Annotated in this window: 14 protein-coding genes and 1 tRNA gene; 9 read left to right on the top strand and 6 right to left on the bottom strand. The window is 69.8% G+C overall.

Features of this window, described 5'->3' with window-relative positions; translation table 11 throughout:
- The first annotated feature begins 47 nt into the window (after positions 1-47).
- Positions 48-845, top strand: a complete 798-nt coding sequence (locus tag ASC65_RS02405; RefSeq protein WP_056448960.1) for a C40 family peptidase — start codon at positions 48-50, stop codon at positions 843-845.
- Here the strand turns inward: ASC65_RS02405 and queG are convergent.
- Genes queG through ASC65_RS02420 form a run of 3 tightly spaced genes read right to left on the bottom strand, consistent with a single transcriptional unit; the run spans position 836 to position 3,645 of the window.
- The gene (gene queG, locus ASC65_RS02410) at positions 836-1,957 is read right to left on the bottom strand and encodes a tRNA epoxyqueuosine(34) reductase QueG (RefSeq protein ID WP_056448963.1); all 1,122 of its coding nucleotides are present in this window, start codon (positions 1,955-1,957) and stop codon (positions 836-838) included. The two genes, ASC65_RS02405 and queG, sit on opposite strands and share 10 nt — an antisense overlap.
- Before the next feature lie 31 nt (positions 1,958-1,988).
- Positions 1,989-2,672 carry an FtsZ-binding protein FzlA gene (fzlA, locus tag ASC65_RS02415; RefSeq protein WP_056448966.1) on the bottom strand — a complete coding sequence of 228 codons (684 nt, stop codon included), beginning with the start codon at positions 2,670-2,672 and terminating at the stop codon, positions 1,989-1,991.
- A 16-nt stretch (positions 2,673-2,688) separates the two neighbouring features.
- Positions 2,689-3,645: a cation diffusion facilitator family transporter gene (locus ASC65_RS02420; protein WP_056448969.1), complete on the bottom strand. Its 957-nt coding sequence runs from the start codon at positions 3,643-3,645 to the stop codon at positions 2,689-2,691.
- A gap of 145 nt (positions 3,646-3,790) precedes the next feature.
- Between ASC65_RS02420 and ASC65_RS02425 the strand changes: the two genes are divergently transcribed.
- Both ASC65_RS02425 and ASC65_RS02430 read left to right on the top strand, forming a co-directional pair.
- Positions 3,791-4,960, top strand: coding sequence for a citrate/2-methylcitrate synthase (locus ASC65_RS02425; protein ID WP_235561369.1), 1,170 nt, complete (start codon positions 3,791-3,793; stop codon positions 4,958-4,960).
- A gap of 27 nt (positions 4,961-4,987) precedes the next feature.
- Positions 4,988-5,791, top strand: a complete 804-nt coding sequence (locus tag ASC65_RS02430) for an undecaprenyl-diphosphate phosphatase (protein WP_056448974.1) — start codon at positions 4,988-4,990, stop codon at positions 5,789-5,791.
- A gap of 24 nt (positions 5,792-5,815) precedes the next feature.
- Here the strand turns inward: ASC65_RS02430 and ASC65_RS02435 are convergent, their stop codons facing one another.
- Complete coding sequence (locus ASC65_RS02435) at positions 5,816-6,790, bottom strand: complex I NDUFA9 subunit family protein (protein WP_056448977.1); 975 nt, start codon at positions 6,788-6,790, stop codon at positions 5,816-5,818.
- A 194-nt stretch (positions 6,791-6,984) separates the two neighbouring features.
- Between ASC65_RS02435 and ASC65_RS02440 the strand changes: the two genes are divergently transcribed.
- From ASC65_RS02440 to lptB, 5 genes are all read left to right on the top strand, one after another.
- Positions 6,985-7,071, top strand: a tRNA-Leu gene (locus tag ASC65_RS02440).
- Between the two features lie 117 nt (positions 7,072-7,188).
- The gene (locus tag ASC65_RS02445; RefSeq protein ID WP_056448980.1) at positions 7,189-7,803 is read left to right on the top strand and encodes a ribonuclease D; all 615 of its coding nucleotides are present in this window, start codon (positions 7,189-7,191) and stop codon (positions 7,801-7,803) included.
- Entirely contained in the window at positions 7,803-8,459 is a 657-nt protein-coding gene (gene lptC / locus ASC65_RS02450) for an LPS export ABC transporter periplasmic protein LptC (protein ID WP_056448983.1), read from the top strand. The genes ASC65_RS02445 and lptC overlap by 1 nt, the downstream gene beginning before the upstream one ends.
- Positions 8,456-8,932, top strand: a complete 477-nt coding sequence (locus ASC65_RS02455; protein WP_056448986.1) for an LptA/OstA family protein — start codon at positions 8,456-8,458, stop codon at positions 8,930-8,932. Before lptC ends, ASC65_RS02455 begins: the two co-directional genes overlap by 4 nt.
- 19 nt (positions 8,933-8,951) lie before the next feature.
- The gene (gene lptB, locus ASC65_RS02460; RefSeq protein ID WP_082525839.1) at positions 8,952-9,743 is read left to right on the top strand and encodes an LPS export ABC transporter ATP-binding protein; all 792 of its coding nucleotides are present in this window, start codon (positions 8,952-8,954) and stop codon (positions 9,741-9,743) included.
- Positions 9,744-9,755: 12 nt separating this feature from the next.
- Here lptB and ASC65_RS02465 read toward each other — a convergent pair whose 3' ends face one another.
- Entirely contained in the window at positions 9,756-11,258 is a 1,503-nt protein-coding gene (locus ASC65_RS02465) for a metallophosphoesterase (protein WP_056448989.1), read from the bottom strand.
- Between the two features lie 78 nt (positions 11,259-11,336).
- A complete protein-coding gene (locus tag ASC65_RS02470) occupies positions 11,337-12,773 on the bottom strand; it encodes a DUF4474 domain-containing protein (protein WP_056448992.1) in 1,437 nt (478 codons plus the stop codon).
- A gap of 534 nt (positions 12,774-13,307) precedes the next feature.
- Between ASC65_RS02470 and rpoN the strand changes: the two genes are divergently transcribed.
- On the top strand, positions 13,308-14,831 hold the full coding sequence (gene rpoN / locus ASC65_RS02475; RefSeq protein ID WP_056448995.1) for an RNA polymerase factor sigma-54: 1,524 nt from the start codon (positions 13,308-13,310) through the stop codon (positions 14,829-14,831).
- The last annotated feature ends 57 nt before the right edge of the window (positions 14,832-14,888 follow it).

The following is a 14,888-nucleotide window of genomic DNA, read 5'->3' on the forward strand; positions in this document are numbered from 1 at the left end:
TTTTGGCATATTGCGCGATCTTCGGGGTCTAACCGGACGAGCCTCGTTTGACCGCAGCCGCCGCCAGTACTGATCCGCGTACCACCCTCGCAAGGCCTGACCTGGCCGAGCAGGCGCTGGAAGGCGTGGTGCGCGCCGCGGCCTACCGCCCGGTGCGGGCGATGTATGGCGCTGTCCCGACCGCTGACATTCACGCCGACGCCGACCCCGCGTCGGAGCGGATCGACCAGCTTCTCTTCGGCGAGGCCTTCGACGTCCTCGACCAGCGCGGCGACCGCGCCTGGGGCCGCGCCCGGCGCGATGGCCTGGTCGGCTGGATCAGCCTGTCGAGCCTGACGACCGCCGCCCGCCGTCCCACCCACCGCGTCGCCGCCGTCTCGGCCGCCCTGCCGCTCAACGCCCTGGTCAGCGAGACCGAGGTCGCCGCCGACGCCCTGGCCCCGATCGGCGCCTTCGAGACCGATCCCGTGGCCGTGGCCGAGCGCCTGCTGGGCGTGCCGCATGAACTCGGCGCCCGTTCCTCGACCGCCACCGACTGCTCCGGCCTGGTGCAGCAGGCGCTGTACGCCTGCGGCCTGCCTGGCCCGCGCTATTCGGATCAACAGGCCGAGCTGGGCCGCGCCGTCGAGCGCGCCGGGGCCCGTCGCGGCGATCTGGTGATCTGGCTGGCCGACGCCGGCGACCACAGCTGGACCGGCCACTCCGCCTTCGTGCTCGACGCCGACCGCGTCCTGCACGCCACCGGCCACCATGGGGCCGTGGTCATCGAGACCTTCGCCGAGGCCGACGCCCGCTATCGCGCCGACGGCTTCCACGCCCCGGTCTTCCGTCGCCTTCAGGGCTGAAGCCGGCTCCACTCCGCCGCCACGTCCGGATCCAGCTCGCCCGCGGCGTTCTCCGCCCGCAGCGCTGCGAACCCGTCCGCCACCATCAACCGTGACAGCGCCCACACCGCCGCGCCGCGCACCACCGGCGCCGGATCGGCGAGCAGGGCTCGCGCGGGTGCGATCAGGTCGGCGTCACCGCTGTTGCCGATGGCGTAGAGGACGTTGCGCACGAAGCGGTCCCGGCCGATCCGCTTGACCGGGCTCTTGGTGAACAGCGCGCGGAAGGCGGCGTCGTCCAGGGCGGCCAGATCCGCCAGCCGCGGCGAGACGAAGGCGTCGCGCGCCGCCAGCCGCTGTTCCTTCGAGGCGGCGGCGAACTTGTTCCAGGGACACACCGCCAGGCAGTCGTCGCAACCGTAGATGCGCGACCCGGTCGCCTCGCGGAACTCGACCGGCCAGGGGCCGGCGAACTCGATGGTCAGGTAGGACAGGCAGCGCCGGGCATCGAGCTGGAACGGGGCGGGGAAGGCCTTCGTCGGGCAGGCGTCCAGGCAGGCCGTGCAGACGCCGCAGTGCTCGCCCTCGGGCGCGTCCGGCTCCAGGTCGGCGGCGCTCAGGATGACGCCGAGGAACAGCCAGCTGCCCCGCGTCCGCGACAGCAGATTGGTATGCTTGCCCTGCCAGCCCACCCCGGCGCGCTGGGCCAGGGGCTTCTCCATCAGCGGGGCGGTGTCGACGAAGACCTTCACCTGCTCGCCGGTCTTGGCGGCGATCTGGCCCGCCAGGGTCTTCAGCCGGCCCTTGATCAGCTCGTGGTAGTCGTCGCCGCGGGCGTAGACCGAGATGTAGCCGGCCGAGCGGTCGTCCATCTCGGGCAGGGGGTCGTGGCCGGGACCGTAGTTCATGCCCAGCACCACGGCTGTGCGTGCGCCGTCCCACATGGCGGTCGGATGGGCGCGCCGTTCCAGCGTCGTCTCCATCCAGCCCATCTCGCCGTGCCGCCCAGCCTCGACGAAATGCGCCAGCCGCTCGCCGGCGCTCCACGGCGCCGCGGCCGAGGCGAAGCGGCAGACGTCGAAGCCGAGGGCGGCGGCGCTGTCGCGGATCAGGGCTTTGAGGTCAGCGGCCATGCAGGGCGCATATCACGGCGCGCGGATCGGGTCAGAAATCCAGATCGGCGTAGTGCGGCGCGGCGGCGACGCCGGGGAAGCGGTCGGTCAACAGCGGGCGGAAGCACGGACGCGACTTGAGCTTGGAGTACCAGGTCTTCAGGCCCGGATAGTTGGCCCAGGCGATCTCGCCGAAATAGTCCAGCACAGACAGATTGGCGGCGGCGACCATGTCGGCGCGGCTCAGGCGGCGCCCGGCCAGCCAGTCGCGTGACGCCAGCAGATACTCCAGCATGACCAGCTGCGCCTTCAGCGCCTCGCGGCCGGCGCGCAGGGCGCGGGCTTCGGGCGGGCCGAGGCGGAGCAGCGGCTTCTCCATCCGCTCGTGCAGCAGGACGGCGTTGACGTCGTCATTGAAGCGCCGCTCGAACCAGACGATCAGACGCCGCGTCTCGGCGCGCTCGGCGGGGTCGGCGGGCATCAGGAAGGACTCCTTGGAGCGGTCTTCCAGCCAGCCGAGGATCGAGGCCGGCTCGCACAGGGTCAGGGCGCGGCCGTTTTCGGTGACCTGCAGCACCGGCGGCATGCCCGACGGGTTCAGGGTCACCAGCGGGCAGTCGTCTTCCCACGGGCGGACCGGCGTTTCGGTGAACTCGATGCGCGCTTCGCCCAGCGCAAGCCGCGCCGCCCGGGAACCGGGGTCGAAGGGGAAATGATAGAGCACGCAAGCCGACATCGGACGTCCATGCGCCTCAGGGCGTTAAGCTCGCGTTATCCATCGCCGGAATCTCGGGCTCCGACGAGGCAAGGGCGGCCGGATGGTGGGTTCCGCCCCGCGGGTCGGGATGGATCAGGATGTCGGCGCGGGGGAAGGCGGCCAGCAGCCGGTTTTCCGCCTCGACGATGATGTCGTGGGCCTGCTGCAGGCTGAGCTTGGCGTCCAGGTCGATGTGCATCTGGATCATGGTCACCGCGCCGGACATGCGGCTGCGCAGCTGGTGCACGCCGGTGATGCGCGGGTCGGCCAGGACGGCGGTGGTGATGGCGATGCGGTCGGCGTCGGAGACGGCCCGGTCCAGCAGGTGGTCGGCGGCTCCGCGCAGCAGCCCCAGGGCACCCCAGAACAGCCAGACGCAGACGATCAGGCCGGCGGCGGCGTCGAGCCCCGGAGCGGCGAGGAAGGCGCCCGAGATCACCCCGATCAGCACCACGGCGTTGGAGGCCATGTCGGCGACGTAGTGGGCGCGGTCGGCCTGGACGGCCATCGAGCCGCTGCGCTTGATGGCCCGGTCCTGCATCCACACCAGCCAGCCGGTGAGGGCGATCGAGATCAGGACGACCAGCACGGTCCAGTAGCCCGAGCTCACCGGCCGCGGGTCGAACATTCGCTGCATGGCCTCCCAGCCGATGAACAGGGAGGAGGCGAAGATCAGCCCGGCCTGGACCAGGGCGGCCATGGCCTCGCCCTTGCCGTGGCCGTAGCGGTGCTCGGCGTCCGGCGGGGCGGCGGCCCAGCGCACGGCGAAGAAGGTGGCCAGCGAAGCGGCCAGATCGAGCGCCGAGTCCGCCAGCGAGGCGAGGATCGACACCGACCCCGAGGCGCCCAGGGCGAAGGCCTTCAGGACGATCAGCACCACGGCGACGCCGACGGACAGTCGGGTCACGTTGCGGGTCGCCAGCTGGGCGTCTTCATCCACGATCAGGGTCATCGCCAGCCTTGTCGCGGAAAGGCGGCGCGGCGCCAAGACTTGCCGCGTTAGGGACTTGGTGACCATAACGGCAGAGGTTGAGCGACCGGCGGTACCGCGCCGGTCTCGGAGGGGCTTCGTAGGCGACATGCAGGCGGTCCGCGCAATGACGGAGCCCGGACGCTGGATCGGTCGCGGCGAAGCTTTGCTGCGCCTGGGGGTCAAGGCCCAGACCCTCTACGCCTATGTCAGCCGGGGCCGCATCGCCGCCCGCCCCGATCCCGAAGATCCGCGCCGCAGCCTGTACGCCGTCACCGACATCCTGCGCCTGACCGGCGACGACGAGAGGGACGCCGACGACATCGGCCGCCTGCTGCCGCCTCCGCCCGAGCCCGACGGCGACGAGCTGGTGATCCGCGGCTCGGTCTCCGTCGCCGCCGACGGCCACCTGTTCTACCGCGGCATGGATGCGGTCCAGCTGGCGGAGATCGCCACCCTCGAGGACGTGGCTCGCCGTCTGTGGGAGGCCAAGGCCAGCAATCCGTTCGCCCAGGTTCGGCCGCGGGTCGGCTCGACCCCGGGGACCTCGGCCCGCGGCCGACTGTTTTCGGCCCTGGCCCGCCGCGCCGATGAGGACGCCGAACTCAAGGTCCGCACCCCCGACGCTCTGCGCCTGGAATGCGCCCGGGTGCTCGACGAGGCGGTCGACGCCGCCGCCGGTCCCGGCCCGCGGCTGTTCCTGCACCAGCGTCTGGCGCGCGCCTGGAAGGTGCAGGAGCGCGACGCCCATCTGATCCGCCGCGCCCTGGTGCTCAGCGCCGACAGCGGCGTCGACGCCGCCGTGGTCTCGGTTCGGGCCGCCGCCGACGGCGGGGCCTGCCCGGCCGGTTCCGCAATGGCGGGACTGACGACCCTCGCCGGTTCGCCGATCCTGCTCGACATGGCCCGCGCCTCGGCCTGGGTGGTGGCGGTGCGTCGCCAGGCCGCGGACGCCGCTCGGCGGGCGCACGAGGCGGGCGTGCTGTCCGGCTTCGGCGACGCCGCCTGGCCCGGCGGCGATCCGCGCGCCGCCGCCCTGCTGGCCGCCGCCGACCTGCCGCCGGACCTGGCCCGCGCCCTGCGCGAGGGGCATGAGCTGACCGGCCGCTTGCCGAGCCTCGGCCTGGCCCTGACCGCGATCGCCCGCCGCCTCGAACTGCCGCGGGACGCGGCCGTCGATCTACTGCTGATCGGCCGGCTCGCCGGATTGCTGGCCCACGCCATCGATCAGATGACGAACGGCTCGCCTATCCGGTCGCGCCTGCGCTATGTGGGACCCGAACCGGGCGCGAACTGACGGCCCGGCCTTTATTCGGGGGCGCGTATGGCGGACTGGCTGGCGGCGATCATTCTCGGCCTGGTCGAGGGACTGACCGAGTTCATCCCGGTGTCCTCCACCGGCCACCTGCTGCTGGCCAAACAGCTCCTGGGACTCGCCGACGAGCCCTGGAACACCTTCATCGTGATGATCCAGCTCGGCGCCATCCTGGCGGTCGTGGTGGTCTATTTCCAGCGCCTGTGGAAGGTCCTGCTGGGCCTTCCGGGCAAGGACCCGGCGGCGCGGCGCTTCGCCCTGTCAGTGCTTCTCGCCTTCTTCCCCTCGGCCGTGCTGGGCCTGCTGTTCCACGACTTCATCAAGGACGTGCTGTTCGATCCGATGATCGTCTGCGTGACCCTGATCGTCGGCGGCTTCGCCCTGATCGCGCTGGAGCGCTGGGCCCCGCCGGCCCGCATCGACGACTCCATGGGCTTCAGCTGGAAGACCGCCCTCGGTGTCGGCATTGCTCAGTGTCTGTCGATCATCCCCGGCGTGTCGCGCTCGGGCGCGACCATCGTCGGCGGCCTGCTGCTGGGCGTCGACAAGCGCGCCGCGGCCGAATTCTCGTTCTTCCTGGCCATCCCGACCATGGTCGGCGCCTTCGCCCTCGACTTCTGGGAGAGCCGCGAGCTTCTGACCGGCGACGTGGTCAGCCTCATCGCCATCGGCTTCGTGGTGTCGTTCTTCAGCGGCCTGTTCGTCGTGAAGACCCTGGTCGACTTCGTCGGCCGCTACGGCTTCGCGCCGTTCGCGGCCTGGCGGATCCTGGTCGGGACGATCGGCCTGCTGGTGATGTGGGCCTACGCCTGATCCCCGGGCCGACCGGCTGAGGCGTCAGGCCGTCGCCGGCGCGTCAGCGAACTGGCCGCCGCGGCGGTAGCGCCACAGGTAGGACGGGGCGATGGCCGCGATGCCGGTGGGCTCGACGCCCAGCGTCGCCAGCCCTTCGGCGTCGGCGGAGACGACGTTGTCGCTCTGCAGCAGCACAACCTGGTCGCGGGTCAGGACCGGCGGGATGCCGAACACGGCCGTCAGCTGGGCGAGGCCGCCGATCAGCTTGGCGGCGAAGAAGGGCAGGGGGATCAGGCCGCGGCCGCGATTGGTCTCGCGCGTCACCAGCTTGAGGATGTCCTCCATCGTCATCACCGCAGGCCCGCCCAGTTCGAAGGTGCGGCCGGCCGCTTCCGGCTGGCTGACGGTGCGGGCCACGGCCTCGGCGACATCGCCGACATAGACCGGCTGGAAGCGGGTCTTGCCGCCGCCGATCAGCGGCAGGACGGGGGCCATCACGGCCATCGAGGCGAAGCGGTTCAGCAGGCCGTCGCCCGCGCCGAACACAACCGACGGGCGGATCACCACCGCATCCGGCTTGACCTCGCGCACGGCCATCTCGGCCGCCGCCTTGGTGCGGGCGTAGTCCGACTCGCTCTCGGGATTGGCGCCCAGGGCGGAAACCTGCACCAGGCGGTCGACGCCGGCGGCGGCGCAGGCCTCGGCGATGGTCCGCGACGCGCCGGTGTGCAGCGCCTCGAACGTCTGCGACGGCGTTTCATAGAGGATGCCGATCAGGTTCACGGCCGCAGTCGCGCCGCTCAGGGCGTTGGCGACCTCGTCCGGCTTGGTCGCGTCGCAGCGCACCGCCTGGATCTGGCCGACGTGACCCGAGGTCTGGAGCTTCCAGGCCTTGCCCGGATTGCGCACCGCCACGCGGATGCGCCAGCCTCGCCGCGCCAATGCCTGGACGACCTGGCTGCCGACAAAACCGGAGCCGCCGAAAACGGTGACCAGGCCGGGCGAGAACTCGCTCATGACAGAACTCCGGAGGGGCGTTGCGGCCGGCGCGCAACCGGTCTCGGCGCGGGGATTAGACGATGGTCACAGCGGCTGCAACGCAAAGCGACGAAACTTCCGAAAAGGCTGTTGACCCGCCCGAGACGCTGCCTTAAGGGTCCGCGCCTTCCAGACGGAAACGCCCCTGACGCAAGACGGGGCGCGATGTTTGGGCCCAGATGGCGGAATTGGTAGACGCGCTGGCTTCAGGTGCCAGTGGCTTAACGGCCGTGGAGGTTCGAGTCCTCTTCTGGGCACCATATTTTCGGCGGCGCCGTGTCCTCGACACGGCGCCGTTCGTTTTTTCCCGCCCTATCGCCTCGCGCGCGCCGCCCGGCTACTAAAGGGCGATAAGCTTCGCCGATGAGTGTCCGCCGATGACCGTTTTCCTGCATGAAGGCGACCTGCCCGCCGGGCTCGACCTCGGCCCGGAGGTCGCGATCGACTCCGAAACCATGGGTCTGCGCTTCCGTCGCGATCCCCTCTGCGTCGTCCAGCTGTCGGCCGGCGACGGCGACGCGCACGTGGTGCGCCTGAACCGCCCGGCCTACGACTGCCCGAACCTGAAGCGTCTGCTGGCTGATCCGGCGGTGCTGAAGCTGTTCCACTTCGGCCGCTTCGACATCGGCATGTTCCAGCTGCACCTCGGCCTCGAGACGCGGCCGGTCTACTGCACCAAGATCGCCTCCAAGCTGGCGCGCACCTACACCGACCGCCACGGTCTCAAGGACGTGGTCCGCGAACTGGCGGGCGTCGACCTGTCCAAGGCCCAGCAGAGCTCGGACTGGGGCGCCGCCGAACTGACCCAGGCCCAGCTCGACTACGCCGCCTCGGACGTCCTGTATCTGCACGCCGTGAAGGCCCGTCTCGACGAGATGCTCGAGCGCGAGGGGCGAACCGAACTGGCTCGCAAATGTTTCGACTTCCTGCCGACCCGGTCCGCCCTGGACCTCGCCGGCTGGGACGAGATGGATATCTTCGCGCACGCCTGATGACAGAACCCGCCGACATTCGCGATCAGGCGGACGAGGCCCGCGTCCACGCGACGGCCCGGGCCTTCCGCGACCGCTCGCGACGGGTTCATCTGCTGCGTCGGGTCCTGCCGATCGCGATCGTCGTCCTGGCCGGCGGCACCATCAGCTGGGTGGTGCTGCGCAGCGTCATGTCGGACGTCGAGCGCAAGGCGGGCGCCAGCAACGAGATCCGCCTCGACAATCCCATGTTCCATGGTCAGGACGCCGAGGGCCGCAGCTTCGTCATCGGCGCCAAGGGCGCGGTGCGCGACCCGGCCACGGGCAAGTTCAAACTCGTCGGTCCGGCGCTGCGGCTGAACCTCGGCGGCCGCAAGGTCACGACCCTGACGGCGGACGGCGGCCTCTACGACCAGACGGCGCGGACGGTGACCATCGGACCGAACGTGCGCATCTCCGACGGCGGCTCCGGCTTCACCCTCGTGACGCCCCAGGCGGTGGTCGACACCAAGACGGGCGTGGTGACCGGGAACAAGGGTGTGGAGGGCACGGGTCCCCTTGGCACCATTTCCGCTTCGTCCTATGCGATTTATGAACAGGGCGAACGGGTTGTGTTCAGCGGCTCGGGCGATAACAAGGTCCGCGGGACGATCAACGCGGCAGGATCGAACGGATGAGCAAGACCAAACTTCTCGCGGCGACGCTCGGTCTGGCGCTGGTCGCCCTGCCGACGATGGGCGGGGCGCAGAGCTTCCAGGCGGGGCAGCCGATCATGTGGGGCGCCGATGAGGTGTCGCGCACGCCGACGGCTCTGTCCCTGCGCGGCCGCGCCGAACTGACCCAGGGCGACAGCCGCATCCGCGCCGACCGTGTCGAGGGGGCCATCACCAACGGCGACCTCAGCCGGGTCGAGGCCGTGGGCAACGTCTATTTCGTGACCCCGGAGCAGACCATCCGCGGCGACCGCGCGGTCTACACCCCGGCCAACGACACCATCGTCCTGACCGGCGACGTGATCCTGACCCAGGGCCAGAACGTCATGACCGGCGCCCGCCTGACCTTCAACACCCGGACCGAGGCCGCGCAGATGGACGGCGCCCAGGGCGGTCGCGTGCAGGGCGTCTTCTTCCCCGAACGCAGCGGGAACTGAGCCCCGGCTCGGAGACAGCGTGGCGCGCAAGGAACTCTCAGCCCTGAACGTCCATGACGCCGTCGACGAGACGGTGGTCGAGACGCCGCGCGCCACGGGACTTCACGTCGAGAACATCGCCCGCTCGTTCGGCCAGCGGCAGGTGGTCCGCGATGTCTCCCTGCAGGTCCAGCGCGGCCAGGTCGCCGGGCTGCTGGGCCCGAACGGCGCCGGCAAGACGACCTGCTTCTACATGATCACCGGCCTGATCGCCCCGGACGCCGGCCGCATCCTGCTGGATGGCGAGGACATCACCGCCCAGCCGATGTACCAGCGCGCCCGCATGGGCCTGGGCTATCTGGCGCAGGAGGCCTCGATCTTCCGCGGCATGACCGTCGAGCAGAACATCCGCGCCGTGGTCGAACTGCACCACCCGGGTCGCCAGGCCATCGCCGACGAGACCACCCGTCTGCTGGAAGAGCTCCGCATCGACCATCTGCGGCAGGCCCCGGCGTCGGGTCTGTCGGGCGGCGAGCGGCGGCGCTGCGAGATCGCCCGCGCCCTGGCCGGCAAACCCAGCTTCATGCTGCTCGACGAACCCTTCGCCGGCATCGACCCCCTGGCCATCGCCGACATCCGCCAGGTCATCCGCTACCTCGCCGGCGAGGGCATCGGCGTCCTGATCACCGACCACAACGTCCGCGAGACCCTCGAAATCATCGACCACGCCTCGATCATCTCGGGCGGCGAGGTCCTGTTCGAGGGCAAGGCGGAGGACGTCATCCGCGACCCGGAAGTCCGCCGGGTCTACCTGGGCGACATGTACGGCTGAGGCCGTCCCACCTCAGGCCGTGAAGTCGACGTAGAACGGGTGACCGCCGGTCGCTATGTGCCCAGGCGCGCCCCAGCCGCCGTCCGCCGACTTGGTCCGGAAGCTGGACCCGCCGGAGCAGGCGTTGGAGAAGATGCCGGTCGGGCATTCGAAGCGGAAAGTCTGCTGGCCGCGCGACGCGGACTGATAGGTCGCCGTCGCGTCCGTTCCGAACGGGCCTGGAAAGTCCTGCACCCACAGCATGGCGCTGCCGCCGGCCGGGATGGTCTGAGCCGGCGGCACGACCCAGTAGCCGCGGCTCGGGGTGGGGGCGGCGGTCAGGGTCATGTCATCCGGACCGCTGTTCTGGATGATCACATAGCTCGAGAAGTCGGCCCCGAACTCGACGATGGGCGTCGTCGGCGCATTATAGGTCTGAATGCTGGCCCCGCCGTCTGCCGCCACCATGACCTGGGTCGTGAAGGTGCTGGTGTCGATGACCACGAAATTGATCGCCTGCGGCGGCATGTCGGGCAGAGACGCGCATTCGAAGCCGCTGTTGGCGTACTGGATCAAAGTGGTGTCCAGCCCCGAGATCGGCATGTGCGTGTGGCCGAACACGATTACCTGCGCGCCGGATTCAAAGGCTTGGCGCTGGGCGAACCAGCCCATGTAGTAGGCCCGGGCGTCGGCCAGCGCCGATTTGGCGGCGACCAGATAGCCGATCGGCCCGCCCCCGCTCGCCGCGACCCAGTTTGAGAACAGATTATCGTAGGCTGGATGGACGTCGGCATCGAGCGCCACCACCCGCCCGCCGGGCAGGACGAAGGTCTGGTTCGACGGCGTATTGGTCTGGGCGGCCACGGAGTCGAGCAGCAGCTGGGTAATGCCGAAGCTGCCTGACTTGAGCGCCCCGGAGATGATGGCCCCGACATCCATGCCGTTGGGATTGCCCTGTCCCGCCAGGTCGGCGACGGTCTTGCCGGGCGGCAGGTTGGCGGCCCAGTAGCTGGCGATCATGCGGGTGATGAAATGCCCGACCGGCAGCGGCCCCCATGGGGTGCTCGGGTCCTCGGCGTTGAACATCGTATAGGCGTTGCCGTGGGCCAGGGCGACGCGTTGGTCGGGCCCCATCGGATAGTAGACGCTGTCGGCGAACCGCATCGCGTGGCCGCCCGCGCTGACGATCGTCGCGACCTCGGCGGCGGTGACGCCCATGTCGTGGTTGCCGGGCATATAGGTCACCGCTCCGTCCAGGGCGTCCATCACCTTGGCGAAGAAGCCCTGCGGCCCGAAGATCTCCGGCTGGGCCGCGACGATCTGGGCGAAGGTCGGCGGCTCGCTGTCGGCCGGGTGGGTCCAGAAGTCGACCACGTCGCCCAGCAGGACCATCTCCTTGATGGTTGCGGCGTTGGCGATGACCCAGTCGCAGATCCCCTCCAGGTAGGGGTTATGGACCTGCGACTGGTACCAATTGGTCTTCTCGTCGTCGGCGATGTGGATGTCGCTGAGGACCACGATCTGCGTCTTGGGCATGGGCCGTTCCTGAGTTTGGCGGCCGGCGCGGTCGGCGCGGCCTGGCTTACGCGAAGGAGGCTGAGGCGAGGGGAGACGTCAGGCGGGGGCGGGGCCGCCCGCCCAGACGTAGGCGACGTAGAGGGGGTGGCCGCCGCCGGGGATGGCGCCGTTCCCGCCCCAGCCTGTGCCCTCGCCGGACTTGCCGTAGACCGAGAAGACCGGCGGCGCGGCCGAGGCGTAGTTGTCGTTGAACCCGGTCGGGCAGCCGAAGGTGAAGGTCACCGTCTGTGTCACCGACTGGCCGTCGACATAGGTGTAGGTGGCCCAGCCCTCGCCTCCGAGCGGGCCGAGGTTGTCCTTCACATAGAAGCGTCCGACGGTGCCGGCGGGGATCATGGCCGGCGGATTGACCAGGAAATGCCCGGCGTCGACGCCGAAATGGGTCGTGATGCCCGAGGACTGGAAATAGAGGTTGCTCGGCGCCACGCCGCCGTAGGCGAGATTGTGCACCTCGACCGCGCTGGAGAAGTTCATGGTGAAGATCTGGGCGATGGCGGCGTAGACGGACTCGACCCAGCTGACGATGTCGTAGCCGGCTTCGGTCACCCAGGCCGCCACGCTGGCGAGGTCCGCGCCGAGCTGAGCGCCGAGGATGCCGGCGATGTCGCTGGCCGAGTGGCCGGCGTCGCGGAACAGGCTGGTGACCAGGTTGCCGATGAAGTCCGGCCCCATCTTGAGCAGCCAGTCCTCGATGTCCTGGGCGAGGTCGGCGGGGATCTGGTTGGGGTCGTTGTTGGGCAGGTTGAAGCCGCTATAGAGGGCGACGATGTCCTGCTGGGACTGGCGCACGGTGTCGAGAAGCGGATTTCCCTGCCAGGGCTGGGGCGCGACCGGCGTGGCGAACTCGAAGCTGACGTTGACGCCGTCGTCGCTGAATTTGTAGCCCATCGCCGTCAGGGCGGCGGTGAAGCCGGCGTGCATATCGGCCAGGGGGAGGGCGATGGCGATCTCCATCGTCAGCTGTTCGGGGGTCGAATAGACTCCCCATTTGAACCCCGTCAGCCACCAGTGCAGTTCGGGCCCGCGGGTGAAGAGCGGCACGCCGTCCCGCTTCAGGGTGAAGGTCATCAGAAGCCGGTCGGCGTCGTCCGCCGACTGATAGAAATACGAGTGCGCCGGGTCGTAGGGCCGCCCGCCCACCACGGCGTCGAGCAGGGGATAGTAGAAGGGCGGATCGACCGGGCGGTTGTAGACCCCGATCTCGCAACCGGTTTCGAGCCCGTACTGGCCCTTCCACAGCTCGATCATCCAGAGTTTGTTCTGCGCCTCGAAGAAGATCGGCTCGCAGTCGATGATCGCGTCCATGAGGATCGCGGCGTTGTCGTAGGCGTAGGCGTAGCCCAGCGGTCGCTGCAGGGCGTCCATGCGCGAATAGATGATGTCCTGGGCCGGGTCGTAGAGAAAGCCGGCCAGCTCGACGAGCTTGGCCAGCGGGCTCGTGGGGGTCCATTCGGCGACTAGGGCGTGCGTCACTGGCAACTCCTTCGCAGGGGAGCCGACGGGACGTCCGCTCCAATCGCCCAAGCGCCCTCGGACGAGTCCGAGAGTCGCCTCCTTCGTCGCCGGCGGCGTGGCTCGCCGGCGCGATCAGGTTCAGGTGGTCGGTGAGCGTCCTCGCCGAGCGGGAGGGTTTCGCTTCAGTGGGGAGTCAGATAACAGCGATATCTCTGTCGTGCAATCCATTCTCCGGCGCCCCGTTGCAGTAGTGCGAAGACGGCGAGGCGGCCGCGTGCCGTTCGGGCTCCCGTCCCCGGCGACCCCAGCCCAGCTTCGCGCGCATGCCCGAACCGCGATCGACCGTTCAACGGCCATCATCGACGCGGAGGTGGTCCGCCCGCGCAAAGGCGATCGGATGGCTTGCGGATACGAGGTCGGCGCGATGGTCCCGATCGCCCTGCCTCCGGCCAATAGGCGGCGGCCGCCCCCCTTACCCCTCGTTAACCAGTCCGGCGACATGGTCGCCCCAGCAAGTTTCGGGCCAGACGGCCCGGCGGGGGAAATATACCGGTGCTCGGACAAAGGCTGGAGATACGGCAGGGGCAGGGGCTCGTCATCACGCCCCAGCTGCAGCAGGCGATCAAGCTGCTGCAACTGTCGAATCTCGAGCTCGACGCCTTCGTCGAGGCCGAGCTGGAGCGCAATCCGCTTCTGCAGCGCGAGGACGGCGAGCCCGGCGGCGGCGAGGCCGAGGCGCCCGCGACGGCGGCCGAGAGCCATGACGCCGCCGAGATGACCTTTGACGAGGGCCGCGTCCACGATGCGGACCGCACCCTCGACGCCCGTTCGGACGACGTCTACGGCGACGCGAGCCCCGGCGAGCGCACCTCCGACCGGATGGAGGACGTCGGCGCCGGCGAGGCCCAGCCCGGGCTCAACGACTGGTCCCGCGCCGGCTCCGGCGGCGGCCTGCCCGACGGCGAGGGCCGCGAGCAGCCGGACACCCGCGACGCCACCCTGTGGGAGCATCTGCAGGCCCAGGCCTCGCAGGCCGGCTTCTCCGCCGCCGACCACGCCATCGCCCTGACCCTGATCGACATGGTCGACGAGGGCGGCTACCTGCGCGGCGAACTGGCCGAGGTCGCCGATCGGCTCGGCGTCTCGATGGAGCGCGTCGAGGCGGTCCTGGCGACCTGCCACGGCTTTGAGCCGACCGGGATCATGGCGCGCTCGGTGCCCGAGTGCCTGAAACTGCAACTGGTCGAGCGCAATCGCTTCGATCCGGCCATGGCATGCCTGCTCGACAACCTCGACCTGCTGGCCAAGCGCGACCTTTCGGCCCTGAAGAAGGCCTGCGGCGTCGACGGCGAGGACATGGCCGAGATGATCGCCGAGCTGAAGGCCCTGACGCCGCGCCCCGGCGCCGGCTTCGGCGGCGAGCCGGCCCAGACGGTGGTACCCGACGTCCATGTCCGCGCCGATCCGGCCGGCGGCTGGAAGGTCGAGCTCAACGCCGACACCCTGCCGCGCCTGATCATGGACAAGCGCTATCACGGGGTGGTGGCGTCCGGGGCCCGCACCGACGTCGAGAAGACCTTCGTCGCCGACTGCGCCGCCCAGGCCAGCTGGCTGGTCAAGTCGCTGGACCAGCGCGCCAAGACCATCCTCAAGGTGTCGTCCGAGATCGTGCGTCAGCAGGACGCCTTCCTCGCCTTCGGCGTCGAGTTCCTGCGCCCTCTGAACCTGAAGACCGTCGCCGACGCCATCGGCATGCACGAGTCGACCGTCAGCCGGGTGACCTCGAACAAATACGTCTCCACCCCGCGCGGCGTGTTCGAGCTGAAATTCTTCTTCACCGCGGCGATCCAGTCATCCGACGGCGGCGCGACCCATTCGGCCGAGGCCGTCCGACACCGGATCAAGTCGATGATCGAGGCCGAGGGCCGCGATGGCGACGTTTTGTCCGACGACCGTATTGTCGAGATCCTGAACGAGACCGGCATCGACATCGCGCGCCGCACCGTGGCCAAATATCGGGAGGCCCTGCGCATTCCCTCATCGGTCGAGCGAAAGCGCATGTTACGGGCCGGCTGACAGCGCCCGCCACAAAACCGTGATCGGCGTTGACACCAAACGCCAGCGGTCGCGTTC

It is taken from the genome of Brevundimonas sp. Root1279 (assembly GCF_001425945.1).
Lineage (GTDB): Bacteria > Pseudomonadota > Alphaproteobacteria > Caulobacterales > Caulobacteraceae > Brevundimonas.

What these genes read in the sequence shown, in the direction of transcription:
- queG (WP_056448963.1), bottom strand. Translation starts at nt 1,957, where the DNA reads ATGGCCGCTGACCTCAAAGCCCTGATCCGCGACAGCGCCGCCGCCCTC.
- fzlA (WP_056448966.1), bottom strand. Translation starts at nt 2,672, where the DNA reads ATGTCGGCTTGCGTGCTCTATCATTTCCCCTTCGACCCCGGTTCCCGG.
- ASC65_RS02420 (WP_056448969.1), bottom strand. Translation starts at nt 3,645, where the DNA reads ATGACCCTGATCGTGGATGAAGACGCCCAGCTGGCGACCCGCAACGTG.
- ASC65_RS02425 (WP_235561369.1), top strand. Translation starts at nt 3,791, where the DNA reads ATGACGGAGCCCGGACGCTGGATCGGTCGCGGCGAAGCTTTGCTGCGC.
- ASC65_RS02430 (WP_056448974.1), top strand. Translation starts at nt 4,988, where the DNA reads ATGGCGGACTGGCTGGCGGCGATCATTCTCGGCCTGGTCGAGGGACTG.
- ASC65_RS02435 (WP_056448977.1), bottom strand. Translation starts at nt 6,790, where the DNA reads ATGAGCGAGTTCTCGCCCGGCCTGGTCACCGTTTTCGGCGGCTCCGGT.
- ASC65_RS02445 (WP_056448980.1), top strand. Translation starts at nt 7,189, where the DNA reads ATGACCGTTTTCCTGCATGAAGGCGACCTGCCCGCCGGGCTCGACCTC.
- lptC (WP_056448983.1), top strand. Translation starts at nt 7,803, where the DNA reads ATGACAGAACCCGCCGACATTCGCGATCAGGCGGACGAGGCCCGCGTC.
- ASC65_RS02455 (WP_056448986.1), top strand. Translation starts at nt 8,456, where the DNA reads ATGAGCAAGACCAAACTTCTCGCGGCGACGCTCGGTCTGGCGCTGGTC.
- ASC65_RS02465 (WP_056448989.1), bottom strand. Translation starts at nt 11,258, where the DNA reads ATGCCCAAGACGCAGATCGTGGTCCTCAGCGACATCCACATCGCCGAC.